20 protein-coding genes and 1 pseudogene are annotated in these 22,295 nt (G+C 71.8%); 10 read left to right on the top strand and 11 right to left on the bottom strand.

The features are described 5' to 3' along the window. Positions 1-108: 108 nt before the first annotated feature. From ACULK4_RS03560 to ACULK4_RS03545, 4 genes and pseudogenes are all read right to left on the bottom strand, one after another. Positions 109-465 carry a putative quinol monooxygenase gene (locus ACULK4_RS03560; protein WP_445965084.1) on the bottom strand — a complete coding sequence of 119 codons (357 nt, stop codon included), beginning with the start codon at positions 463-465 and terminating at the stop codon, positions 109-111. Then, positions 462-1,277: pseudogene (locus ACULK4_RS03555) on the bottom strand (ATP-binding cassette domain-containing protein). The gene ACULK4_RS03560 and the pseudogene ACULK4_RS03555 overlap by 4 nt, the downstream one beginning before the upstream one ends. Further along, positions 1,274-2,314 carry an ABC transporter permease gene (locus ACULK4_RS03550; RefSeq protein ID WP_445965083.1) on the bottom strand — a complete coding sequence of 347 codons (1,041 nt, stop codon included), beginning with the start codon at positions 2,312-2,314 and terminating at the stop codon, positions 1,274-1,276. Before ACULK4_RS03550 ends, ACULK4_RS03555 begins: the two are co-directional and overlap by 4 nt. A gap of 111 nt (positions 2,315-2,425) precedes the next feature. Further along, positions 2,426-3,529, bottom strand: coding sequence for a substrate-binding domain-containing protein (locus ACULK4_RS03545; RefSeq protein ID WP_445965082.1), 1,104 nt, complete (start codon positions 3,527-3,529; stop codon positions 2,426-2,428). Positions 3,530-3,647: 118 nt separating this feature from the next. Between ACULK4_RS03545 and ACULK4_RS03540 the strand changes: the two genes are divergently transcribed. The 3 genes from ACULK4_RS03540 (at position 3,648) to ACULK4_RS03530 (ending at position 8,890) form a co-directional block, all read left to right on the top strand. Then, positions 3,648-4,709, top strand: coding sequence for a LacI family DNA-binding transcriptional regulator (locus ACULK4_RS03540; RefSeq protein ID WP_445965081.1), 1,062 nt, complete (start codon positions 3,648-3,650; stop codon positions 4,707-4,709). A gap of 2 nt (positions 4,710-4,711) precedes the next feature. Beyond that, positions 4,712-5,647, top strand: coding sequence for a carbohydrate kinase family protein (locus ACULK4_RS03535; RefSeq protein ID WP_445965080.1), 936 nt, complete (start codon positions 4,712-4,714; stop codon positions 5,645-5,647). Positions 5,648-5,944: 297 nt separating this feature from the next. Then, on the top strand, positions 5,945-8,890 hold the full coding sequence (locus tag ACULK4_RS03530; protein WP_445965079.1) for a GH32 C-terminal domain-containing protein: 2,946 nt from the start codon (positions 5,945-5,947) through the stop codon (positions 8,888-8,890). Positions 8,891-8,947: 57 nt separating this feature from the next. Here the strand turns inward: ACULK4_RS03530 and ACULK4_RS03525 are convergent, their stop codons facing one another. Beyond that, a complete protein-coding gene (locus ACULK4_RS03525; RefSeq protein WP_445965078.1) occupies positions 8,948-10,531 on the bottom strand; it encodes a glycoside hydrolase family 68 protein in 1,584 nt (527 codons plus the stop codon). Between the two features lie 709 nt (positions 10,532-11,240). Here ACULK4_RS03525 and ACULK4_RS03520 point away from each other — a divergent pair. Beyond that, entirely contained in the window at positions 11,241-12,923 is a 1,683-nt protein-coding gene (locus ACULK4_RS03520; RefSeq protein ID WP_445965077.1) for a glycoside hydrolase family 32 protein, read from the top strand. Here ACULK4_RS03520 and ACULK4_RS03515 read toward each other — a convergent pair. Together ACULK4_RS03515 and ACULK4_RS03510 are read right to left on the bottom strand one after the other, a co-directional pair. Next, positions 12,909-13,937: a LacI family DNA-binding transcriptional regulator gene (locus tag ACULK4_RS03515; RefSeq protein ID WP_445965076.1), complete on the bottom strand. Its 1,029-nt coding sequence runs from the start codon at positions 13,935-13,937 to the stop codon at positions 12,909-12,911. The two genes, ACULK4_RS03520 and ACULK4_RS03515, sit on opposite strands and share 15 nt — an antisense overlap. 68 nt (positions 13,938-14,005) lie before the next feature. After that, positions 14,006-14,995 (bottom strand): ArsR/SmtB family transcription factor, encoded by a 990-nt coding sequence (locus ACULK4_RS03510; protein ID WP_445965075.1) that lies wholly within the window; start codon positions 14,993-14,995, stop codon positions 14,006-14,008. Between the two features lie 46 nt (positions 14,996-15,041). Here ACULK4_RS03510 and ACULK4_RS03505 point away from each other — a divergent pair, with 46 nt between their 5' ends. Together ACULK4_RS03505 and ACULK4_RS03500 are read left to right on the top strand one after the other, a co-directional pair. Next, positions 15,042-15,443, top strand: coding sequence for a cupin domain-containing protein (locus ACULK4_RS03505; protein ID WP_445965074.1), 402 nt, complete (start codon positions 15,042-15,044; stop codon positions 15,441-15,443). A 10-nt stretch (positions 15,444-15,453) separates the two neighbouring features. Then, the gene (locus ACULK4_RS03500) at positions 15,454-15,744 is read left to right on the top strand and encodes a DUF4287 domain-containing protein (RefSeq protein ID WP_445965073.1); all 291 of its coding nucleotides are present in this window, start codon (positions 15,454-15,456) and stop codon (positions 15,742-15,744) included. A 7-nt stretch (positions 15,745-15,751) separates the two neighbouring features. Here ACULK4_RS03500 and ACULK4_RS03495 read toward each other — a convergent pair whose 3' ends face one another. Further along, complete coding sequence (locus ACULK4_RS03495; protein ID WP_445965072.1) at positions 15,752-16,765, bottom strand: AraC family transcriptional regulator; 1,014 nt, start codon at positions 16,763-16,765, stop codon at positions 15,752-15,754. A 136-nt stretch (positions 16,766-16,901) separates the two neighbouring features. Here ACULK4_RS03495 and ACULK4_RS03490 point away from each other — a divergent pair, with 136 nt between their 5' ends. Further along, on the top strand, positions 16,902-17,729 hold the full coding sequence (locus ACULK4_RS03490; protein ID WP_445965071.1) for a Rossmann-fold NAD(P)-binding domain-containing protein: 828 nt from the start codon (positions 16,902-16,904) through the stop codon (positions 17,727-17,729). A 49-nt stretch (positions 17,730-17,778) separates the two neighbouring features. Here the strand turns inward: ACULK4_RS03490 and ACULK4_RS03485 are convergent, their stop codons facing one another. The 3 genes from ACULK4_RS03485 to ACULK4_RS03475 are packed head-to-tail and all read right to left on the bottom strand — an operon-like array spanning position 17,779 to position 20,470. After that, on the bottom strand, positions 17,779-18,693 hold the full coding sequence (locus ACULK4_RS03485; RefSeq protein WP_445965070.1) for a hypothetical protein: 915 nt from the start codon (positions 18,691-18,693) through the stop codon (positions 17,779-17,781). Between the two features lie 44 nt (positions 18,694-18,737). Beyond that, positions 18,738-19,493 carry a 5'/3'-nucleotidase SurE gene (locus ACULK4_RS03480; protein ID WP_445965069.1) on the bottom strand — a complete coding sequence of 252 codons (756 nt, stop codon included), beginning with the start codon at positions 19,491-19,493 and terminating at the stop codon, positions 18,738-18,740. Continuing rightward, positions 19,490-20,470 carry a 1-phosphofructokinase family hexose kinase gene (locus ACULK4_RS03475; protein ID WP_445965068.1) on the bottom strand — a complete coding sequence of 327 codons (981 nt, stop codon included), beginning with the start codon at positions 20,468-20,470 and terminating at the stop codon, positions 19,490-19,492. Before ACULK4_RS03475 ends, ACULK4_RS03480 begins: the two co-directional genes overlap by 4 nt. A gap of 203 nt (positions 20,471-20,673) precedes the next feature. Here ACULK4_RS03475 and ACULK4_RS03470 point away from each other — a divergent pair, with 203 nt between their 5' ends. The 3 genes from ACULK4_RS03470 (at position 20,674) to ACULK4_RS03460 (ending at position 22,258) form a co-directional block, all read left to right on the top strand. Further along, positions 20,674-21,282, top strand: a complete 609-nt coding sequence (locus tag ACULK4_RS03470) for a GNAT family N-acetyltransferase (RefSeq protein WP_445965067.1) — start codon at positions 20,674-20,676, stop codon at positions 21,280-21,282. A 31-nt stretch (positions 21,283-21,313) separates the two neighbouring features. Continuing rightward, positions 21,314-21,535: a three-helix bundle dimerization domain-containing protein gene (locus ACULK4_RS03465; protein WP_445965066.1), complete on the top strand. Its 222-nt coding sequence runs from the start codon at positions 21,314-21,316 to the stop codon at positions 21,533-21,535. Between the two features lie 108 nt (positions 21,536-21,643). Then, on the top strand, positions 21,644-22,258 hold the full coding sequence (locus tag ACULK4_RS03460) for a hypothetical protein (RefSeq protein WP_445965065.1): 615 nt from the start codon (positions 21,644-21,646) through the stop codon (positions 22,256-22,258). The last annotated feature ends 37 nt before the right edge of the window (positions 22,259-22,295 follow it).

Raw genomic sequence — 22,295 nt, 5'->3', positions numbered from 1 at the left:
CGCCGGACGGCGGGTCGGCGCCATGGGGTTGACGGGCGCCCGAAACGCGACAAGCACCGCCGCTCCCGGCCGGCCGTACGACGACGTCGGCCGGGTGCCGCACCTCCGCTACGCCACTCGCCGCAGGAACCGCAGCACGGAACCGTTCGCCTCGACGATGAGCGGCTCCAGGGCGGCGTTGAAGGCCGCGCCGTGCGGTTGGGCGAGATGCTCGGCGAAGGCCGCGGCGTCGCGGTACGCCTCGACGACGACGAACCGGCTTCCGACCTCCGTCCAGGCCGCGTCGGCCTCGGCGACGGCAGGCGGATCGGCGATGACGTACGAGTCGAAGACGAGACAGCCCGGTTCCGCCCGCACCGCGGAGGTGAGGTCGCGCAGCAACGACTCCACCTCCGCCTCCTTGCCCGGCAGCGCGGTGAACTCGGCGACGAGTTCCACCGTGGTCGAGGTCTGGGTCATGCTCATGCGCGGCTCGCTCCCGTCATGATCGCCACAGCGTCGGTCATGGAGTGCGACTGCGGCGTGATCGTCGCCGCGCGCTTGCCGAGGCGTTGGATGTGGATCCGGTCGGCGACCTCGAAGACATGGGGCATGTTGTGCGAGATGAGGATGACCGGAATCCCTCGATCGCGCAGGCTCAGGATCAGCTCGAGCACCTGGTTCGACTCGCGCACGCCGAGCGCCGCCGTCGGCTCGTCCAGGACCACGACCTTCGATCCGAACGCCGCCGCACGCGCAACCGCCACCGCCTGCCGCTGTCCGCCCGAGAGGTTCTCGACCGGGACCGTGACGTCCTGCAGTGTCGAGATGCCGAGTGAGGTGAGCTCGTCCCTCGCGCGCTGCCGCATGCCCTTCTGGTCGACCATGCGGAACACCGAGCCGAGGACGCCCCTCCGACGCACCTCCCGCCCGAGGAAGAGATTCGCGGCGACATCCAGTGCGGGCGACACCGCGAGGCCCTGGTAGACCGTCTCGATCCCCGCCGCGCGGGCGTCCTGCGGGCGCTTGAAGTGCACCGGCTCGCCCTCGAGCCAGATCTGGCCCTCGTCGGGGATCTATGCGCCGGTCAGGCACTTGATGAGGGTCGACTTGCCTGCGCCGTTGTCGCCGATGACGGCGAGCACCTCGCCCGGGTACAGCTCGAGGCTCACGCCGTCGAGGCCGACGACCCGCCCGAAGGTCTTGACGAGGCGCCGCGCGCGGAGGATCGGCGTGCGGTCATCCGCCGCAGCCTCCTCCTGCTCGACGGTCGTGCCGGGGAGTTCGTGGGGGGTCATGCGCGTACCTTCCTGATCCACTGGTCGACCGAGACCGCGATGATGATGAGCACGCCGACGGCGAAGGTCTGCCAGAGCACGTCGAGCCCGGCGAGCGCGAGGCCGTTGCGGAACACGCCCACGATGAGCGCGCCGAGGAGCGTGCCCCAGACCATCCCGCGACCGCCGAACAGGCTGGTGCCGCCGATCACGACGGCGGTGATGGAGTCGAGGTTGAGATCGGCGCCCGCGTTCGGCGATGCGGCGTTGGATCGGCCGATCTGGATCCACGCGCCGAGGGCGATGATCGCCCCTGCCGCGAGGTAGACGCTCATCAGCACCCTGTTGACGCTGATGCCCGCGAGGCGCGCGGACTCCCGGTCGTCGCCGACCGCGTACACGTGCCGGCCCCAGGCTGTCTTCTGGAGGATGAACGCGACCGCCACGTAGAGCAGCAGCATCATCACGACGCCCACGGTGAAGTTCACCCCGAACACCGGGAACGTCGCCCCGGTCCAGGTGAGCAGCTCGGGCATCTCGCGCCCGCGCACCGTCGCCCCGCCCGAGTACAGCAGGGTGAGCGCCAGGAAGATGCTCAACGTGCCGAGCGTCACGATGAACGGCGGCAGCTTCAGGCGCGTGACGAGCGCACCGTTGAGGGCGCCCGCGGCGAGGCCGACGACCAGTCCGGCCGCGAGGCCGAGCACGGCGGGCAGGCCGGCCTGCACCGTGGACTGGGCGATGACCATCGAGGTCAGCACCATCACGGCACCGACCGAGAGATCGATGCCGGCCGTGAGGATGATGAGGGTCTGCGCGACGGCGAGCGTGCCGACGACCGCGACCTGCTGGGTGATGAGCGACAGGTTCGCGGGATTGAGGAATCGCTCGTTGAGCAGGCCGAACACGATCACGGCCACCACGAGCACGATCGCCGGGCTGATCGCAGGGTAACGGTGCAGGGTGTTCCGGATGCGGCTGAGCGGGGTGGTTCGGTCGAGGAACTCCTCGGCCAGGTCGAGCGCCGCGGTGGGCGGCTCGGTCGTGTGCTGAGTCACGTGGGCTCCGTTCGGAAGTGGTCGGGATGAGGCCGGTCGACCGGCGTGACGGTGCGAGCACGGATGCCGGGGGCGCTCCGTGTCGGCTCGCACCGTCACGCGGTCACCGGGTCAGCCCCAGCAGATCTCGCTCGCCTCGGCGGTGTCGATCGAGTCGACTCCGTCCTGCGGCTCGTCGGTCACGAGCGCCACGCCCGTGTTGAAGAAGTCGAGGCCCTCGCTCACCTCGGGGGTCTCGCCGGTCGTGACGAGGTCGTGGATCGCCTGGATTCCCAGCTCGGCCATCTTCAGCGGGTACTGCTGGCTCGTCGCGCCGATGATCCCCTCCGTCACGGCGTCGATGCCGGCGCAGCCGCCGTCGACGGAGACCACGATGAGGCCGTCGGTGCCGCCTGCGGCCTTGAACGCCTCGTACGCGCCGTACGCAGCGGGCTCGTTGATGGTGTACACGACGTTGATGTCGGAGTTCTGCGACAGCAGCGTCTCGGCGGCGGTGCGACCGCCGTCCTCGGCGCCCTGCGACGCCTCGTTGCCGACGATCTCGTATTCGCCGCCCGAGTACTCTCCCGTGGGCGACTCGTCGCCGTTCCTGGTCTCGTCGGCGAGGTCGATGCCCATTCCGTCGAGGAAGCCCTGGTCACGTGCGACGTCGACCGAGACGATCTTGTCGTCGAAGAGGTCGATCATGGCGATCGTCGCCTTCTCGCCGTCGAGCTTGGCGGCGGCCCACCGGCCGATCTCCTGACCGGCGAGATAGTTGTCGGTGGCGAACGTGATGTCCACCGATTCGGGGTCGCCGGGCGGGGTGTCGAGCGCGATGACGTAGAGGCCTGCGTCGCGGGCCTTGACGAGGGCGTCCTCCACGGCTGGACCGTTCGGCGTGATGAGGATGCCGGCGTCGCCCCGGGAGATCGCGTTCTCGATCGCCTGGATCTGGGTGTCCTCGTCGCCGTCCTCGCGGCCGGCCGCGAGCGTCAGCTCGATGTCGAGTTCGTCGGCGATCTCCTCGGCACCCTGCTGCATGGCGACGAAGAACGGGTTCGTGTCGGTCTTGGTGATGAGCGAGACGCTGATGGCCTCCTCCTCCGCGCCGCTCGCGCTCTGGCCGGAACCGCCCGACGACGCGCATCCGGTGAAGACGAGCGCTGCGGTCGCGGTGAGCGAGCCGGCGACGACCAGTCGACGGCGGATCGCGCCCGTGCTTGCGTGATTCATCGGTGAATCTCCTCCTGGGTTCGGGGCATCGTCACCCTTGCTGACAACGATGTCACGGTAGGTCTAGTGCATCGTCGTGTGTATAGTCAAGACCATCCCTGTCGATGGAGATTCAAACGTGACACCGTTGTCAAATGGCGGTGCGGCGCCCGAGGCGGCCCGCGCCCGGCCGACCATGCGGCACGTCGCCGCGCTCGCGGGCGTCGGCGTGAAGACCGTCTCGCGCGTCATCAACGGCGAGCCCAACGTCTCCCCCGCCACCACCGCGAAGGTGCTGGCCGCGGCGCGCACCCTGGACTACGAGCCCGACCTGCACGCGGGGAACCTCAGGCGGTCCGATGGCCGGTCGCGCACGCTCGGCCTGCTCGTCGGCAGCGTCGACAACCCCTTCGCCGGCGCCGTGCACCGGGCGGTCGAAGACGTGGCCCTCGGGAGGGGCGTCGCGGTGTTCGCCTCCAGCCTCGACGACGACCCGGCACGCGAGCAGGCGGCGGTCTCGGCGTTCCTCCGTCGCCGCGTCGACGGCCTCATCCTGACCACGGTGTCCGAGAGCCAGGCGTACCTGGCGCCGGAGCTGCGACGCGGCACGCCCGTGGTCTTCGTCGACCGTGAGCCTGCCGGAGTGACCTCCGACACCGTGGTCAGCGACAACCGGGAGGGCGCCGCCCTGGCCACCCGGCACCTGCTCGAGCGCGGGCACCGCCGGCTCGCGTACCTCGGCGACCGTTCGACCATCCGCACCGCCCAGGAGCGCCGACGCGGGTTCCTCGAGGAGCTCGGATCGGCCGGCGTCGCGACCCGCGAGATCCCCGTCGTAGAGGACCTGCACGACGAGGCCGCCGCCCAGCGCGCCGCGGTCGATCTCTTCAGCCGCCCCGACGCGCCCACGGCGATCTTCTCCAGCCAGAACCTCGTCACGATCGGCGTGATCCGGGCGCTCCGCGAACTCGGCCGGCATCGCGACACCGCGCTCGTCGGGTTCGACGACGTGCCGCTCGCCGACCTGCTCGAGCCGGGCGTCACCGTCGTCGCCCAGAACCCGCAGGAGATCGGCCGGATCGCCGCGGAGCGCGTCTTCGCGCGCCTCGACGGCGACGATTCCCCGGCCGCACGCACTGTCGTGCCGACACGCCTCATCGCGCGCGGCTCCGGCGAGATCGAGCCCCGACCGGAAGGATGACCTTGTCGCCCACCACCCCCGCTGCCAGCCGGATCGTCGTCGTCGGCGACGCCCTGATCGACGAACTCCGCGACCCGAGCGGCTCGCGCGAGTTCGTCGGGGGCGCCGCATTGAACGTCGCCGTGGGACTCGCCGTGCTCGGTCACCGCCCGACACTGATCGCGATGCTGGGCGATGACGAGCCGGCGAGCCGCATCCGGGCCTTCCTGGCCGACCACGGCGTGCGCCTCGTCGAGAGTCCGTCGGCGCACGGCACCTCTCGGGCGATCTCCGACCGCACCGATGGCGAGCCCCGCTACGAGTTCAACGAGGCGGCGAAGCAGCGCGGCATCCGCTTCGATGCCGCGACGCGCGCGGCGCTCGACGAGGCCGACCTCGTGGTCGTGAGCTGCTTCCCGTTCGACTTCGCAGAGCAGTACCGCGAGCTCGTCGACGCGATCGTGCGGCCCGAGGAGCGGGTCATCGTCGACGGGAATCCGCGCTCGGGCATGCTCGCCGATCGTGCCGGGTTCCTCGCGCACTTCGAGGAGTTCGCCTCGCGCGCCCTGCTCGCCAAGGTCGGCGATGAAGACGCGGAGCTGCTCCTCGACGACTCGCTCGAGGCGTTCGTCGACCGGCTCCGCGGAACTCCGGGCGGCCACGGTGCACCCGGCGCGATCCTCGCGACCGCCGGCCGCGACGGAGCCACGGTGCATCACGGCGACTCGGCCGTGCATGCAGGCATCGTCGCCCTGCCCGGCCCGATCATCGACACGATGGGCGCCGGCGACGCGACCCTCTCGGCGATCGTCGACCACATCTCACGGAACGGGATGCCCGGCACGGCAGGCGCCTGGGCCGCGGCGCTCGAGGAAGCCATGGCGATCGCGGCCGCGACCGTGCGGCACGAGGGCGCGCTCCTTCGCGTGCCGACCGCCGAGACCGTGTCCCTGAACTGACGCGTCGACGCGCGGTCACCGGGGGCGCGCCGGCCGATGCGCTTCGGCGCACGAAGCGCACCTCGGCGACCCGCCGGCGCTCGCCGAGCTTCTCGGCGCCGTCGGCGCGCATCCGCGAGCCGACCGGGTGGGATCACGACAGCGACCCACGTGTCGAGGGTCCGGACGAGCTCGGCGCGACGGCATCCGCCGACCCTCTTGCAATGTCCGCCGGACAGTACGTACCATCGCCAGCGTTTGAACTGACAACGATGTCATTCCGACATCACGCATCGCGCAATGAAGGGCGAACAGACGATGATCACGAAATCACGCTGGCGAGGGTTGGTCTCCGCTGCCGCCGTCGCCGCGCTCGCAGCTGGCTTCCTGGGCGCCGTTCCCGCGGCGGCCGAGGAGGCCGTGCCCGACCCGGCGAGCGAGCGGTACCGTCCATACCTGCACTTCTCCCCCGAACGCAATTGGATGAACGACCCGAACGGGATGGTGTACGACGACGGCACCTGGCACCTCTTCTTCCAGCACAACCCCTACGGCACCCGCTGGGGCAACATGAGTTGGGGCCACGCGACGAGCACCGACCTCGTGCACTGGGAGGAGCAGCCGATCGCGATCCCGCAGACCTTCGACGAGAACGGCACTGCGATCGAGGACATCTTCTCGGGGTCCGCCGTCATCGACGAGGGCAACACGAGCGGGTTCGGCACGGCTGAGGATCCGGCCATGGTCGCGATCTACACGAGCGCCTACACGCCGGCGCATCCGACGCACGCCGGGAAGCAGGCGCAGTCGCTCGCCTACAGCACCGACGGCGGAACGACGTGGACCAAGTACGAGGGCAACCCGGTGCTCGACCGGAATTCCGCGAACTTCCGGGACCCCAAGGTGTTCCGGTACGAGGACCCCGAGACCGACGAGTCGTACTGGGTGATGGTCGCCGTCGAGGCCCTGGAGTACACGGTCGTGCTCTACCGCAGCGACGACCTGAAGACCTGGACGCACCTCAGCGACTTCGGCCCCGCGAACGCGACCGGCGGCATCTGGGAGTGCCCCGACCTGTTCCCGCTCGCAGTGGACGGCGACCCCGACAACGTCAAGTGGGTCATGGTCGTGAACCTCAACCCGGGCTCGGTCGCGGGCGGGTCCGGCGGCCAGTACTTCGTGGGCGACTTCGACGGCACGACCTTCACTTCCGAGAGCACCGTGACGGATGACGCGCTGCCGCCCGGCGACGTGTTCGCTTCGTTCGACGAGGGCGCCTGGGGCGACTGGGTCGTCGGCAACGAGCCGGGGAATTGGAAGGACGGCCCCTGGGGCACGGTGCCCGCCGCGGGGACCCTGCCCGGGCAGAACCCGGTGACCGGGTTCATCGGCGCCGGCCTCGTGAACGGCTTCCACGACGGCGATTGGCCGGTGGGCACGCTCGAGTCGCCGACGTTCACGATCGAGCACGACCGCGTGAACCTGCTCGTCGGCGGCGGCAACCACCCGCACGTCGAGGGCACCCAGCTCGGCAACGAGCCCCCGGCCGGTCGGGTGCTCTTCGACGGGTTCGAGTTCCCGGATGGCACCACGCTCGTCGACACCGGCTGGGAGGCGACCGGCGACTTCGCGACGGAACCGTGGCGCAATCCCTCCACGCAGGGCGGCGACTACTACATCGGCGCGAAGCGGATCAACACGTTCGAGGGCGGCCCGTTCGGCGACGACAACCGCGGAGACCTCACGTCGCCCGCGTTCACCATCGGCGAGGGAGAGGACCACCTCTCGTTCCTGCTCGGCGGCGGCAAGCGCCTCAACGGCACGCTCGAGGTGCGGCTGCTCGTCGACGGCGAGGTCGTGCGCACCGCGACGGGCCCGGAGGCGGGCCAGCTCAACTGGCAGTCATGGGATGTCTCGGAGTTCGCCGGTCGCGACGCGCGCTTCCAGGTGCACGACGACGCCACGGGCGGCTGGGGCCACCTCACGGTCGACCACCTCGTGCTCGACGGGGAGCCGGCGCAGGTGCGCAGCGACGAGACCTCCGTCAACCTCGTCGTCGACGGCGAGATCGTGCGCAGCGCGACGGGTCGCAACAGCGAGAACCTCGACTGGGCCAGCTGGGACATCGCCGAGTTCGCCGGTCAGGAGGCGTCCATCCGCATGATCGACAACAACCGGTTCGGCTGGGGCCACATCCTCGTCGACCAGGTGATGTTCTCGGATACCGCCGCCGCACCGCGCATCGAGGGCTACGACTGGCTCGACTGGGGTCGCGACTACTACGCCACGGTCTCGTTCTCGGGCGCGCCCGACGGCCGTCGGGTCATGCTCGGCTGGATGAACAACTGGGACTACGCCAACGACATCCCCACCGGGACCTGGCGCAGCGCCATGACGCTCCCGCGCGACGTGGAGCTCGTGAGCACCGACCGCGGGCCGCGACTCGCGCAGCGCGTCGTCCCGGAGTTCGCCGAGCTCGAACGACCCGACGTGGCGTTCACGGATGCCGCGCGCACGATCGCCGATGGAAGCGAGACCCTGCCCGTGGCGGGCGACGTGCTGCGCATCGACGCGGTGCTCGAACCGGGCGACGCCGAGGCGGTGGGCCTGAGCGTGCTGGGCGACGACGAGTCGGCGACGCGAATCGGCTGGGACGCGGCATCCGCTCGCCTCTTCGTCGACCGCCGCGACTCGGGGAACACGGACTTCCACCCGGCGTTCGCGTCGTTCGACGATGCGCCGGTGGAGCTCGAGGACGGCAGGCTCGCGCTGACGGTGTACGTCGACCGCGCCTCGGTCGAGGTGTTCGCCGACGGCGGCCGCACGACGATCACCGACCAGGTGTTCCCGAACGCCGGCGCGGACGCGATCGGCCTGTGGGCCGAGGGCGGCGAGGCGTGGCTCGAGTCGCTGACCGTGACGCCGATGCACGGCGCGATGTACAAGGAGGCGGGCGCGGACGGCGCGACGGCCGCGCCGCCGGCGGCCGAGGTCACGGCGCTCACCGGACCACGCACGGGCCCGGACGCCGACGGCGACTACGAGATCAAGGTGAAGGTCGGCAAGGGCGAGCCGACCACGGTGGTCCGCCTGCTCGAGGGCGGCCGCGTGATCGATCGCGTCTACCGCACCGCGGAGTCGGAGCGGACGTTCTCGTTCATGGTCGAGGATTCCCCGCCGGGCGAGCACCGCTACACGGTCGAACTCGAGAACTCGGTCGGGGTCACCGACGGGGGTGAGCTCCTCGTGACGGTCGCCGGCTGAGCGGCGCGGGTGGGATGCGGCGGCTTGAGCGCTGCATCCCACCCGCTGACGGAGGCGCTACTGCACCTTGCCGCCGGGATTCACGGCGATGTTCGCCGGGATGTCGGCCCAGCCGCCGAGGCCCCCGTCGCCGTACGAGTAGTCGACCGCGGACGAGGCGCCGTCGAGGTCGATCTTCACGGTCGGCGCGAGGGTGCCGCCGCGCACGAAGTCATCGTGCGTTCCGATCGTGTCGATGAAGGACTGCACGAGCCCGCCCGGCATGACGTAGTGCGAGTACGCCTGGAAGTGGCCCGGGTGCTGGTTGTAGTCGGGCGCGAACGGCTGGCCCCCGGCGAAGTTGAGGTTCGTCGGGTTGCCGAGCGCCAGGCCGGATCCGTTGTTCAGCGGCTGGAAGTCGCTGCGGATGCCGTCACCCACGAAGGCGTAGACCCCCTCGGGGCCGTCGATGCCGGCCGCGTAGGTGCCGCGGTGGCTGATGGTGAAGAGGTAGGCCTTGCCGTCCTTGAACACGTACTGCGGACGCTCGGTCTGGTCGGTGACGCAGTTCGCCGAGAGGACCGGCGGCAGGAACTCCCACTCGGTCAGCTCGTCGTTCAGGGCCTTCGCGAGGCCGACGTTCGCGATCTGGTACGTCGCGCCCGAGGCGTTGACCTCATCGACGGTCTCGGCGTAGGGGTCGCCCTCGCGGTAGCCGAGGTCCTCCTCCGTGCAGTAGGCCTCCTCTCGGGGCATGGCGGTGTTGCCCTCGAAGACCATGTAGGTCTCGCCGGGGTTGGCCGGGTCCTCGAAGGTGAACGGGTCGCGGAAGTTGAAGAACTCGTTCTGCTCGCCCGTCTGGTAGTAGACGCCGTCGGCCTGCAGCAGGTCGTGGACCTTGTCGAAGCCGGTGAAGGACACTCCGTTCTTGTTGCTGTGGAGCTTGCCGACGCTCAGCGCGAGCCGCGGGTCGTAGGGCTTGATGTTGCTGCCGTCCGGGTTGCGGTAGAACGCGACATCCGTGAAGAACAGCTTGATCTCGCCACCCTTGAAGATCCGGGCCGAGCCCGACCACTGGGTCTGGTGGGTGAACGACTGGTCCTCGAAGATCTGGCCGGTCACGCCGTCGTCGAAGACGAGGCCGCCGTAGGTCCAGCCGCCGTTCTCGGGCCGCTCCTCGAACGGGATGCCGGCCGGACGGAAGAAGTAGCCGATCTTGGCGTAGTGGTGTCGCTCGTCGAAGCCGAGGCTGCGGTCCGCCACGAGCGAGAAGATGACCTCGTAGCCGTTGACGCTGTACTGGTTGCCGTCCTCGTCGGTCAGGGGCCAGGTGTCCCACACCCAGACCTCGCCGTTCGACATGTCGGGGAAGTCCTGGGGCACCTCGGGCATCGTGAGCGCCGCGGGCATCGAGTTCTCCCGCGAACCCGCGTCGGGGTCCGAGAGCCGCTTGATCTGGCGCGCGTCGGCCCGGGTCCACTTCGCGGTGAAGTCGTCTTCCGGGTCGTACGCCTCCTGCGTGTGGATCGTCGGCTCGGGGCCGGGCTGGAGCTCCGTCTCGGCGACCGCCGCGGGAGCACCCGCGACCGCGCCCGCAACGACTCCGGCCGTGACGAGGCTTGCGAGAATCGGCCGCCGGAGGCGGCGTGTGGTTCTCGTCATGGTTCCTACCTTTCCTGGAGTGGACGATCGACTCCTCCAGCGCAGGCGATTCCTGCGTGCCGATGGGCGGGAGTCGATCCACCGCCGGACCCGGTGCCCGGCGGGGTGGTCGATCGCGCGGCGCGCTCGACCGGGTGTCCGAACGGCGCGACGTCAGTCGGCCGGTCGGAGGTCGATGTCCGGCGGCCGTTCGTCGACGCGTCGGGCGGGCGTCCTGTCGCGCGTGCACGGCAGTGCCGGGTCGGGTCGCCGCGGCTCGGCGATCGTGCGCGATGTGCGCGTCGGTCGTGATGTGTTCACGTTCTTCGCTTTCGTCCGATGTGCGGATCCGTCGGCGGTCGGGACTTGATGATTCGTCCTCGAGAACGTGGCGTCGTGCTCCCCCTGGCACTGGAAGCTATCCGCACGCTGACAACGTTGTCAAGCCGAAGACGAAAACCTCTGGACGTGTCATCCACGGCGAGAATTTCCAGATCAGCGCGGGTTCGCGGATGGTCGCGCTTTCATGTCGCCTGCGGCGTCCGGTCCATTTGCAAAACGTTTTGTGCATGGCTAGCGTGACGTCGACTCCTCGAGTGGCGCTCGCGCTCCTCCCCGGACACCTGCTGCGAAGGCGCATCGCCGGCACCGCCCCGGTCGCGCCTCGCGCCTCGCGCCTCGGACGGTCCGCGATGCCAGAACCACACGGAGGATCATGAATCGAACAGGCATGGGCGATACGCCCGCCACCCCGGCGCCGCGCGTGCGGCGTGCTCGGTGGCGACATCCGGTCGCATGGTTGCTCGGCGGGGGACTGGTCGTCGTGCTCCTGCTTGCGAGCCTCACCGTCGTCGGCGGCGGCTCGCCCGATGAACCGCTGCCCGCGGCCCCGCAACCGGGTGCCCAGGCGGAGTTCACGCGACCCGCTGAATGGTCGCCCTACCGGCCCGCCGTCCACCTCACGCCGGCCGAGCACTGGATGAACGACCCGCAACGCCCGTTCTGGCTCGACGGGAAGTGGCACTACTACTACCTCTACAACGCCGATCACCCCCGAGGAAACGGCACCGAGTGGTACCACGCGACGTCCTCCGACCTCGTCCACTGGCGCGACGAGGGCGTGGCGATCGAGAAGTACGAGAACGGGCTCGGCGACATCCTCACCGGAAGCGCCGTGGTCGACGTCGACGACACCGCCGGGTTCGGCGCCGGCGCGGTCATCGCCATGGTGACCCAGCAGGACGACGGCGTGCAGCGCCAATCGCTGTTCGTCTCCACCGACGGCGGATACCGCTTCGAGCCGATCGACGGAAATCCGATCATGGAGAACCCCGGCGAGGAGCACTGGCGCGACCCGAAGGTCGTCTGGGACGACGCGACCGGCCAGTGGCTGATGGTGCTGGCGGAGGGGCACAAGCTCGGCTTCTACCGTTCGCCCGACCTCACCGACTGGACGTACGTGTCGGGATACGAGCGCGACGACCTGGGCGTCCTCGAGTGCCCCGACCTGTTCCCGATGTCGGTCGACGGCGACCCCGACCGCATCCGCTGGGTGCTCCTCGCGGGAGTGAACGGGGCCGAGCACGGCATGACCACGGGCACGGCCTACTGGACCGGGGAGTGGAACGGCACCTCCTTCACGCCGGACTCGGACGAGCCGAAGTGGCTCGATCGCGGGGCGGACTTCTACGCGACCGTCACCTGGGACGACCCGCGAGCGTCCGAGGCCGACCGCCTCGCCTCCCGGTACGCGCTCGGGTGGATGAACAACTGGGCGTATGCCGGCGACCTGCCCACCGACGACTGGCACGGCGGCGCCGACTCCATCGTTCGCGAGATCCGCCTCGTCGATGGCGGGGCCGGACCGACGCTCCGCTCCTCGGTCGTCGACGGGATCGGCGACCTCGAAGGGCCGGCCGACGTCGTCCACGACGTCACGGTGACGGATGCCGCGGGGGCCGTCCTCCCGCAACCGCGATCCGACGCCTACCGCCTCCGCGTCACGCTCGCGCCCGACGCGGCGGACCCGGCCCGGGAGGCACGGTTCCGGATCCGCGAGGGCGACGGCGCGTTCGCGACGATCGGCGTGGACTTCGAGGCCGGAGTCGTCTTCGTCGCGCGCGACGCGGACGCCGCGGCATCCGCGATGCCCGATGCCTACCGCGAGGTGCGCACTGCCCCCGTGACCAGCGGTGAGCGCGGCGAGGTCGTCCTCGACGTCATCGTCGATGCGTCCTCCGTCGAGGTGTTCGCGAACGACGGGGAGGCGGTGATCTCGAACCTGGTCTTCGGCGCGCCCGACGCGAACGGACTCTCGATCGAATCGGTGGACGGAGCGACCAGGATCGACGCGTTCGAGCTCGTCCCGCTCGCCGTCGCGGCGATCGAACGGATCCCGTCAGGCGGACGGTGACGCCACCGAGCCGCGCTCGACCAGTTCGCACGCGAGGCGGACGAGAGCCGTTTCCCCCGCGGCATCCGCGTCGTCGACCATGGCGAGCAAGGCGCGCATGCCCCAACGCCCCATCTCGCGATGCGGCAGTGCGACCGTCGTCAGCCCCGGAACGAGACCTCCCGAGATCAGCTCCAGGTCGTCCACTCCGATGACCGAGAGGTCGGATGGCACGTCGAGCCCGAGTGCCGCTGCCGCCTGGAAGACCCCCATCGCCATCTGGTCGTTGAAGCAGAAGATCGCCGTGGGCCGTTCATGCCGTGGCCGGTCGAGCAGCGCCCTGCCGGCGGTTCGGCCGCCTTCGGCGTCGGAGGTCGCACGGGCGATGGCAGCCTGGGGCACGCTGAGCCCGGCTGCGGCGAGTTCCTCTCGGAAGCCCGCTTCCCGCCCGATCCGCGCCGGCGCATCGTCCACCGTGCTGGCGAGCGCGATCCGCCGATGGCCAGCCGAGAGCAGTCGGCGGACCGCCGTCGATGCGATGCCCCGCTCGTCGGGCACCACCGCGCGCACATGCCACCCGGGTTCCGGCGCGGCATCGACGAGCACGACCGGCACGTCGCCGGGTACGCCGGACCGCCCGACGACCTGATGGAACATGCGCGCGATGAGGATGCCGTCGACGCGCTGCGCGGTGAGCGCGCGGAGCTGGCGCGCCTCGAGGTCGGGGTCGCCCTCCGAGTCGGCCACCATCAGCAGCACGTCGTGCTCGCGGGCCACCTCCTGCGCGCCCTGGATGATCCTGCCCGCGAAGGGAGTGGTGGCGATCCGGTCGCTCGCGAATCCGACCACGCCCGTCCGCCCGCGACGCATTCCCTGCGCCACCCGATCGGGTGTGTAGCCGAGCGCGGCCGCGGCGCGGAGCACCCGGTCCCGCGTCTCCGTCCGCACCGCGCGGGTGCCGGAGAACGCATGCGAGACCGTCGTCGGCGAGACGCCCGCAGCCCGGGCGACCGCGCGGATCCCCACACGCGGCATCGGCTGGACCGCCTCATCGCCACGCCCACGTCTCCTCATGAGCTTCGAGCGTACGCGCCGCGTGGAATTCAGAGCGCCGCGCCGACCAGCGCCTCGCCCAGCGGGGTCCGCAGGTGCAGCATCCGTGCCCCGTCGCGTCGGCTCGTGACGAGGCCCGCGTCGCGGAGCACCGTGAGGTGGTGCGACGCGGTCGACGGCGCCAGCCCGGCGTCCGCGGCGACCTGCGAGGTCGTGCGCGGTGCGTGCGCGCCCAGCAGGATCGCCGCGCGGGCCTGGCCGAGCAGCGCGCCGAGCGCCTCGGCGAGGGCCGTGGCATCCGTCGCCCACCGCTCGGTCACGCCCTGGGCGGGGTAGAACAGGGTGGGCTGCGCCGGCGGTTCGGTGAGCACCGAGCACCCGAGCCCGCCGAGCACCGACGGCACGAGCACGATGCCCGAGCCGCGGCAGTCGAGCACCTCGGAGTGCAGCCGCAGCTCGACGCGGACGGCATCGTCGTGCCACTCGACGGTGTGGTGCAGGCCGCCGACCATCCCTGCGAGGCCGTCGGTCGCGATGCGACGGGCGCGCACGGCGATGTCGGCCCGCAGGATGCGCTCCAGCTGGGTCCACACCGGTGCGAGCACCGCCGCCCAGAGTTCGAGCCACGCGTCGGCGATCATCGCCCGGGCCCGGGGCAGGTCGTCGATCATTCGCAGGATCGCCTGCTGCCGGGCGCCGGCCGAGCGCACGACCACCTTGCGCAGGTCGACCGTCATCGGCCCGTCCGGCACCTCGCGCAGCCGCGCCGCCTCCTCGGCGGGATCGAGGTCCCACGTGGGCGTGGTCGTGAGGAAGTCGGGGAAGTAGCCGCGCTCGCCGATCAGGACCGCGAGCATCTCGAACGCCTCGCGCGGCACTCCCGCGCGGACGGCGCGCAGCCAGCCCCACTGCAGCGGATGCTCCTCGGGACGCTGCAGCACCCGCACCGCGTGGCACAGCTCGTGCCCCGGCGACACCCCGAACCGGATCGCGGAGATGTCGCCGGGAGCGAGCCGGAAGTCCACGAAGTTTCGATCCACATCGAAACACTAACGGCGACGGATGCCGCGGCGGCAGCCTTGCACCATGACCGACACCGAGATCACCCTGACCCCGACCACGACCCCGCCGGCCACGCCCGCGATCGTGCCGGCCGGGGCGCTGCGCATCGGCACCGGACGCACGCGCCGCTTCGTCGGCCGCGAGCACGGCGCCGGCATCTCGTACTTCTTCGTCGACAACGATCCCGGCGAGGGGCCGGGCCTGCACTGGCATCCGTACGCCGAGACCTGGGTCGTGCTCGAGGGCACCGCCCGCATCGTCGTCGGCGAGTCCGAGCTGACCGCCCGCGAGGGCGACACCGCCACGGTGCCCGCGGGCGTCTGGCACCGGTTCACCAATGCCGGCGACGGGCCGCTGCGGATGCTGTGCATCCACGCGTCCGACACCATCATCCAGATCTGGGCCGACGAGTCCACGACCAGCTGAGGAGCAGCGAATGTCCTTCCAGGCGTACCTCGACAACATCGAGGCGAAGACCGGACTCACCCCACGGCAGTTCGTCGAGCTCGCGAACGAGCGCGGGTTCGGGCCGGAGACGAAGGCCACGCCGATCGTGGCCTGGCTCGCCGAGGACTACGGCCTCGGTCGCGGCCATGCGATGGCGCTCGTGCACGTCATCACGAAGGGTCCGCAGATCAGTGCGAAGCATGTCGACAGCGGCGGCGCGCACAGCGACCCGGTCGACACGCTGTGGCTCGATGGGGCGGCGACGAACCCGCACGGATGACGCGGGATCACCCGACGGCGAGCGCGCGGATCGGCGTCGGCGGCGGACCTGTCTCCGCGCCGCGCCGCACCGCGCCGGGCGTCACCCCGTGGTGCCGCTTGAACGCCCGGCTGAACGCCGCCTCCGAGGAGTAGCCGACGCGCCGTGAGATCGACGCGATCGGCTCGTCGGTGGCCATGAGCTCCGCGTGTGCGCGCTCGAGCCGCCAGCCGGCGAGGTAGCGCATGGGCGGCTCGCCGACGAGCGCCGTGAAGCGCTCGGCGAACGCCGATCGCGACATGCTCGCCTGCCTCGCGAGCGAGGCCAGCGTCCACTCCTCGCCGGGATGGCCGTGCATGCCGCCGAGCGCGCGCCCGACGTGCGGGTCGCGCAGCCCGGCGAGCCATCCCGTGGGCGGCGCGTCGACGGTCGCGAGCCACCGTCGCAGCACCTGGATCACCAGGATGTCGGCGAGCCGCGTCATGACCGCCTCGCCGCCCGGGCGGATCTCCTCGGCCTCGCGTGCCAGCAGCCGCAGCACCGCCTGGAACGCGCCGCCCTCGCCGTCGTCCCACGCGTCGACGCGGATCACGTCGGGCAGCTGCGCGGTGAGCCGCGCCGTCAACGGCCCGTCCACCTGCATCGCCGCATACGCCACGCGGGCGGCCTCGCCGCCGCCGCCGAATCGCATGTGCTCGTACGTGTCGCTGAGCTGCTCGACGGGGATGTCGAAGAGCGGCGTCGACGCAGCATCCGTCGTGCTGAGCATGCGGTGCGGGACGCCCCGGGTGATGAGCGCGGCACTGCCCGCCTCGAGCAGGTGACGTTCGGCGCCGACCTCGAGGATGCACCGGCCGGCGAGCACGACGGGCAGCATCACGCAGCCCGGGAAGGGCGGGAAGTCGACGCCCCACGGCGCCGTGACCTCGGCGCGGCAGTAGAGGGCGCCCGTGAACCGCAGGAGATGGAGGCTGTCGCCGAACCCGTCGGGCCCGGCTCCGGGAGGAACGACGCCGGTCGTCGCGGTGCGCGGATTGACCATGCGTCCACCGTGGCATGCCGGATCGCCGGGGATCCGTGATCGCGGACGATCGGCATAGGATTCCGGGCGATCGGAGATCGACCATCCGAGGATGATGCGCCAGCGTGGACGCACATCCGAACGAGGGAGGTCCATCGTGGACGAGATCATCGCCGTCATCGGCGCCACCGGCAAGACCGGACGGCGCGTCGCAGACCGGCTCGACGCGCGCGGGAAGACGGTCCGCAGGCTGTCGCGCGGCAGCACGCCGGGGTTCGACTGGGAGCGTCCGGAGGGCTGGCCGGAGGCGCTCGCGGGCGTCGGCCGGCTGTACGCGGCGTACGTGCCCGACCTGGCCGCGCCCGGCGCGGACGCCGCCATCGCCCGCCTCGCCTCGATCGCCCGGGAGGCCGGCGTACGCCGGATCGTGCTGCTGTCCGGGCGCGGCGAGTCGGGCGCACGCCGCTGCGAGGACATCCTCCTCGCCTCCGGCGTTCCGGCCGCCGTCGTCAGCGCCGCATGGTTCATGCAGAACTTCACCGAGGGGATGCTGGGCGGTGCGGTCGCCGACGGCGTGCTGGCGCTGCCCGCGGGCGACGCACGCGAGCCGTTCGTCGACCTCGACGACCTCGCGGACGTGATCGTGGAGGCGTTGCTCGGCGACGGCCACGCGGGTCGCCGCTACGAGGTCACCGGACCCGAGTCGCTCACCTTCGCCGAAGCAGCGGCGCGGCTGTCCGAGGCCGCCGGACGCGACGTCGCCTACGTGCCCGTGGGGTTCGACGAGTTCCACGCTGCCCTCGCCGCCGCCGAGGGCGAGGACCTGGCGACGCTGCTCACCGAGCTGTGCCGCGAGGTCTTCGACGGACGCAACGAGGCCACGACGACGACCGTGCCGGAGATACTCGGCCGGCCCGCCCGCGACCTCCGCAGCACGCTGGCGGCCGCCGCCGCCGAGGGCGCCTGGGCCGCGACGCCGGCCTGAGCTGCCGACGCGGGCGGCGGGTGCATGGGCGCCTGCCGCCCGCACCGGGCTACCGGCCGAGCAGCAGCGGCAGCAACTGGATCCCGATCGCGCTCGCGACGAAGCGATTCCGGCGGTCGCCGGTGAGCGAGGCCACCCAGTCGAAGCGCCCGAGGTCGACGATGCGGACGGCGGCCCCGCGACGGTCGCGCACCGCGTACTCGACGCGGAACCCGTCGTAGTACGCCGCGTCGATCGACTCGTGGACGACCCCGGCGTCGGGGAACGCGGTGGCGACCGCGGACGCAGTGCGATCGGCGAGGACCCGGCGCGGCCCGTCGGACGAAACGATCACCTGCGGGTCGCCGAACCGCACCCCGTGACGCTCGACGGCCGCGTCGAGCAGCCGGCGATGCACCCGGAGGTGAGCGACGACCGCGTCGACCTCGAACCCGTCCTCGGGCAGAGCCCGACCGGCGTCGGCGAGCGCGAACATGCGGAAATGGCGCGTATGGGCGCGGCCGGCAGCAGGCGCCTGCATGCGCAGCACCTGATGCACGGTGCAGAGCCGCACGCGGCCGGGCGCCGCGCCGCGCGGCGCGTCGCGGATTCGCCGCGCCGCTTCGAGCGCGAGCACGTTGGTCGGGTCCGAGACGACCTCCGTCGGTCGGATGGTCGACAGCGTCCGGTCCTGCGAGGTCGGCGCGAGCACGGACGCGACCCCGATCGGCGCGACCGGCGAGAGGAGCACCGCGTCGTACTCGGGAGCGGCGTCGAGCGCGAGCGCGTCGAATGCGACCGCCGTGCGCAGGTCGACCGGGGATGTCGTCACCGTCACGTCGTCGCGCCACTGCGCGAGCAGTTCGGCGGGACGGCGCCGCGCCGCCCGCTCCCGCGCCTCGGCGATCAGCTCGCCGCGTCGGTCGTGCGGCGCGGGGCGGTCGGGCGCAGGCACGGGCGGGGAGGCGGGCTCGTGCTCGGTCATCCGTCCATCGTGAGCGAATCCACCCCTCGGCGCCACCGTGCGCCTCAGGCGGTCGCGACGCCCTCCGGCAGCGGCGCCTCCCCCACCGCGGTGATCGCGGTGAGCGTGGCCTGCCCCTCGGCGAGCAGCGACGCGTCGCTCTGCGGGTCGTGCTCGCCCTCGAGGTCCGAGACGGTGAGGCGCACACCCTGCTCGCCGCGTTCGGCGGCGGTGGTCTGCACGATGCCGAACGGGGCGAGCGTCGCGAGCTGCGGCCGCAGGCCGGCGGCATCCGCTCGGTTGGGCACGTTGAGGTTCAGCACCGTGCCGGCCGGCGCCGCGAGCAGCGGGCGCAGGATGCCGCGTGCCAGGACGGCGGCGGCCTCCCACTCGTGCGTGACCGGATGCATGCCCACGTCGAGCGAGACCGCGAGGCCCCGGCCACCGCTCGACCCGCCCGTGAGCGCCGCGCCGACCGTGCCGGAGTGCAGCACCGCATGGCCGATGTTGGCGCCGCGGTTGATGCCCGAGAGCACCGCGTCGGGCACCCGGCCGAACGCGCCGTGCGCCGCGATCAGCGCGATGAGCGCCGGGGCCGCCTGCACCGCGAAGCACGGCACGTCGAGGCCGGCGACCGCGCGGTGCCGCATGTGCACGTGGCCGTCGTGGTCGGCCCCGATGATCGACGCGCTCGAGCCGCTGGCCTCGGACGCCGGGGCGGCGACGACCACGTCGAGCCCCTCGGCGAGCGCGGCATGCGCGAGCGCGTGCAGGCCGGGCGAATCGATGCCATCGTCGTTCGTGATGAGGACGGTGCTCATCGGTCGTCCACCTCCGCACGGGCGGCGAGCTGGTCGAGGGTGAACGCCTCGGCGTCGTCCTCGCCGATCTCCTCGATCGTGACCCGCGCCCGCAACCGGTGGATCGCCTCGGGGTCGCCCGTGCCGAGACCGTGGCGGGTGACGTTGAGCGCCCCCGCGGCGGCGCCGAGCGCGATCGCCTCGGTGAGCGGCTGGTCCTCGGCGAGCGCGCTCACCACCGCCGCGAGGAGCGAGTCGCCGGCGCCGTCCGCGTCGACCTCCTGCATGCGCGGGACCCGCACCAGGTACGCGTGCTCGCCGTCGATCAGCACGAGCGGCTCGCGCGCGCGCGTGACGACCACGCTGCGAGCGCCGGCGTCGCGCATGCGCCGGCCGGCGGCCACGATCTCGTCGAGGGAGTCGCCCCGGATCTCGAGGGCCTCGCGCAACTCGGCGTCGCTCACCTTCGCCAGGGCGACGCCGCCGTCGAGCGCCGCCTCGAGGCGCGCGCCCGAGAGGTCGACGATGACGGGCAGGCCCTCGGCCCTGAGATCGGCGGCGAGGCGTCGGTACACGTCGTCGGGGAGGATGCCCTCGTCGGCGGGACCGCTGAGGATCACCAGCCGGCATGCCATCGCCTCGCGCAGGACGGCCGCGTACAACTCGTCGAGTTCGTGCCGCGACAGCGGGTCGCCGCGGAGTTCGGCGACCACCGTCCGATGTCCGGTGCGCCGGTCGTGCACGTAGGCGGGCCCGCGACCCTTCCGCTGGAGGGGATGCACCTCGATGCCCTCGTCCGCGAGCAGGTGGTGCACCACGCGGCCGGACTCGCCCGTGAACGACCCGACGATCGCCACGCTCCTGCCGAGCGTGCGCAGCATGCGCGCCTGCCAGATGCCCTGCCCGCCCGAGTGCACGTGCAGGTCGCCGCCGGGATGATCGCCCTCGAGCGTCACGGTCAGCAGCGGCGCGGGCGCGAAGATCAGTACGTCGGCCATCGACATGCCCTCCCTCTCGGGATCGGTCCGGGCGGCCCGGACGGTCTCGCCGGTCCCTCTGCCGGTCCGGTCGGCCTCGCGCTGCCGGTCCGGTCGGCCTCGCGAGCCACGATAGGCGCGTCGAGCGGATGCCGCGAGGGCCTTGCGACCCGCGTCCCGGGGCATCCCTTCCCGATGTCGGATGACGCTGGCAGGCTGGCCGCATGGCGATCGACGTGCGCGCGGCATCCGTCTTCGATGACGTCGCCGCGGTGGTCGGGCCGAAGCGGCCCGACGCGAGCGTGTGCTGGTGCCTGAGCTACCGGCTCACGTCGTCGGCGGAGAACCGCGCACTGGTCGGCCCGGCTCGCGGCGAGCGCGTGCGCGAGCTCGTCGCGGAGGATCCGGCGCCGGGTGTGATCGCGTACGACGGTGACGAGCCCGTCGGCTGGGCGGCCGTGCATCCGCGCTCCGACACGAGCTTCGCGACCAACCGGAGGATCCCGCACGTCGACGACCTCGACGTGTGGTCGGTGTGGTGCATCCGCGTACGTCCCGGGCATCGGGGCGAGGGGCTCTCGCACCGCCTGCTCGCCGGCGCGGTCGAGTTCGCTCGCGAGCACGGGGCGCCCGCGGTCGAGGGCTACCCCGTCGACAACCACGGCGCGAAGGTCGACCTCACGATGGCCTACGTCGGCACGCGAGCACTGTTCGAGCGAGCCGGGTTCACGAAGGCGGCCGACACCACGTCCGTGCTGAACGGATTCCCGCGCGTGGTGATGCGGCTCGACCTGCGCAAGCCCCGCTCCGGACGGATGCTCGTGCGAAGTTGACGGATCGTTTCGCCGGCATGAGACTTCCCCCATGACCGAAGACGGGCAGTCCCGCGAGCTCGACGAACAGCAGGGCGTGCAACAGGTGATCGATCGGCTGTCGGAGCGTTTCCCCGACATCGACCGGGCGCGCATCGCCGAGATCGTCGACGAGGAGCATCACACGTTCGACGGGCGCAAGGTGAGGGATTTCGTCCCCGTCCTCGTCGAGAAGAGCGCCAAGCGTCGCGTGAAGGCACTCGCCGCGACCTGAGGTCATCCGCTGCGCGGCGGCAGGGCGTTCGACGCGTGTCGCCCGTACGCCCGCAATGCCCGGACCAACGCCGAGGATGCCCCCAGCCGCGGCGGATATGGTTCGCTCATGACCCCTCCCCGGTCGCGGGCCCGTCGTGCACTGCACGGGCTGGCCGCCGCGAGCCTCGCGACCTTCGTCGCGCTCGCGTCGCACGTGCTCGCGGGAGGCGAACCGCCCTCCTGGGTCGGCGTGCTCGCGCCGTGGACGCTCTCGGTCGCCGCGTCGACCCTGCTCGCGGGGCGAACCCTGTCGCTCGCCCGGCTGTCGGCCGCGGTGCTCGTCAGCCAGGGCCTGTTCCATGCGCTGTTCACGCTCGGTGCCGCCCCCGCTGCCGGCACGGCCGTGGCCGGCGCTCACGCCGGCCACGCCCACGGCGCGGCGAGCGCGATCGACCTGACGGCGGTCGCGGCCTCCGCCGATGCGGGGATGTGGGGCTGGCATGCCGTCGCCGCGGCCGTCACGATCGTGGCGCTGCACCAGGCCGAGCGCGTGCTCGGGCTGCTGGCGACGCTCGCCGCGCGCGTGGCCCGCTGGGTCGTCGCGGTGCTGCCGGCGCCGCCTCGATCCGAGGCGCCCGCGCGTGTCCGCAGCGGCGTGCCCGGCATCCGGGTCCTGCTGCCCGCGGGCGTCTTCCCGGCCGCGCGACCCCTGCGCGGCCCTCCCCTCCTCGGTTCGCTCTGAACCCACTCGGCCGCGCCAGGACGGCGCCGCCGCACGC

This window comes from Agromyces selenitireducens, from assembly GCF_052748465.2.
The sequence above is the reverse complement of the archived record's forward strand: the minus strand, read 5'-3'. Positions and strand labels throughout refer to the sequence as shown.

What these genes read in the sequence shown, in the direction of transcription:
- ACULK4_RS03480 (WP_445965069.1), bottom strand. Translation starts at nt 19,493, where the DNA reads ATGAGCACCGTCCTCATCACGAACGACGATGGCATCGATTCGCCCGGC.
- ACULK4_RS03495 (WP_445965072.1), bottom strand. Translation starts at nt 16,765, where the DNA reads ATGGTCAATCCGCGCACCGCGACGACCGGCGTCGTTCCTCCCGGAGCC.
- ACULK4_RS03475 (WP_445965068.1), bottom strand. Translation starts at nt 20,470, where the DNA reads ATGGCCGACGTACTGATCTTCGCGCCCGCGCCGCTGCTGACCGTGACG.
- ACULK4_RS03485 (WP_445965070.1), bottom strand. Translation starts at nt 18,693, where the DNA reads ATGACCGAGCACGAGCCCGCCTCCCCGCCCGTGCCTGCGCCCGACCGC.
- ACULK4_RS03460 (WP_445965065.1), top strand. Translation starts at nt 21,644, where the DNA reads ATGACCCCTCCCCGGTCGCGGGCCCGTCGTGCACTGCACGGGCTGGCC.
- ACULK4_RS03525 (WP_445965078.1), bottom strand. Translation starts at nt 10,531, where the DNA reads ATGACGAGAACCACACGCCGCCTCCGGCGGCCGATTCTCGCAAGCCTC.
- ACULK4_RS03545 (WP_445965082.1), bottom strand. Translation starts at nt 3,529, where the DNA reads ATGAATCACGCAAGCACGGGCGCGATCCGCCGTCGACTGGTCGTCGCC.
- ACULK4_RS03520 (WP_445965077.1), top strand. Translation starts at nt 11,241, where the DNA reads ATGGGCGATACGCCCGCCACCCCGGCGCCGCGCGTGCGGCGTGCTCGG.
- ACULK4_RS03560 (WP_445965084.1), bottom strand. Translation starts at nt 465, where the DNA reads ATGAGCATGACCCAGACCTCGACCACGGTGGAACTCGTCGCCGAGTTC.
- ACULK4_RS03465 (WP_445965066.1), top strand. Translation starts at nt 21,314, where the DNA reads ATGACCGAAGACGGGCAGTCCCGCGAGCTCGACGAACAGCAGGGCGTG.
- ACULK4_RS03515 (WP_445965076.1), bottom strand. Translation starts at nt 13,937, where the DNA reads ATGCCGCGTGTGGGGATCCGCGCGGTCGCCCGGGCTGCGGGCGTCTCG.
- ACULK4_RS03505 (WP_445965074.1), top strand. Translation starts at nt 15,042, where the DNA reads ATGACCGACACCGAGATCACCCTGACCCCGACCACGACCCCGCCGGCC.
- ACULK4_RS03530 (WP_445965079.1), top strand. Translation starts at nt 5,945, where the DNA reads ATGATCACGAAATCACGCTGGCGAGGGTTGGTCTCCGCTGCCGCCGTC.
- ACULK4_RS03470 (WP_445965067.1), top strand. Translation starts at nt 20,674, where the DNA reads ATGGCGATCGACGTGCGCGCGGCATCCGTCTTCGATGACGTCGCCGCG.
- ACULK4_RS03500 (WP_445965073.1), top strand. Translation starts at nt 15,454, where the DNA reads ATGTCCTTCCAGGCGTACCTCGACAACATCGAGGCGAAGACCGGACTC.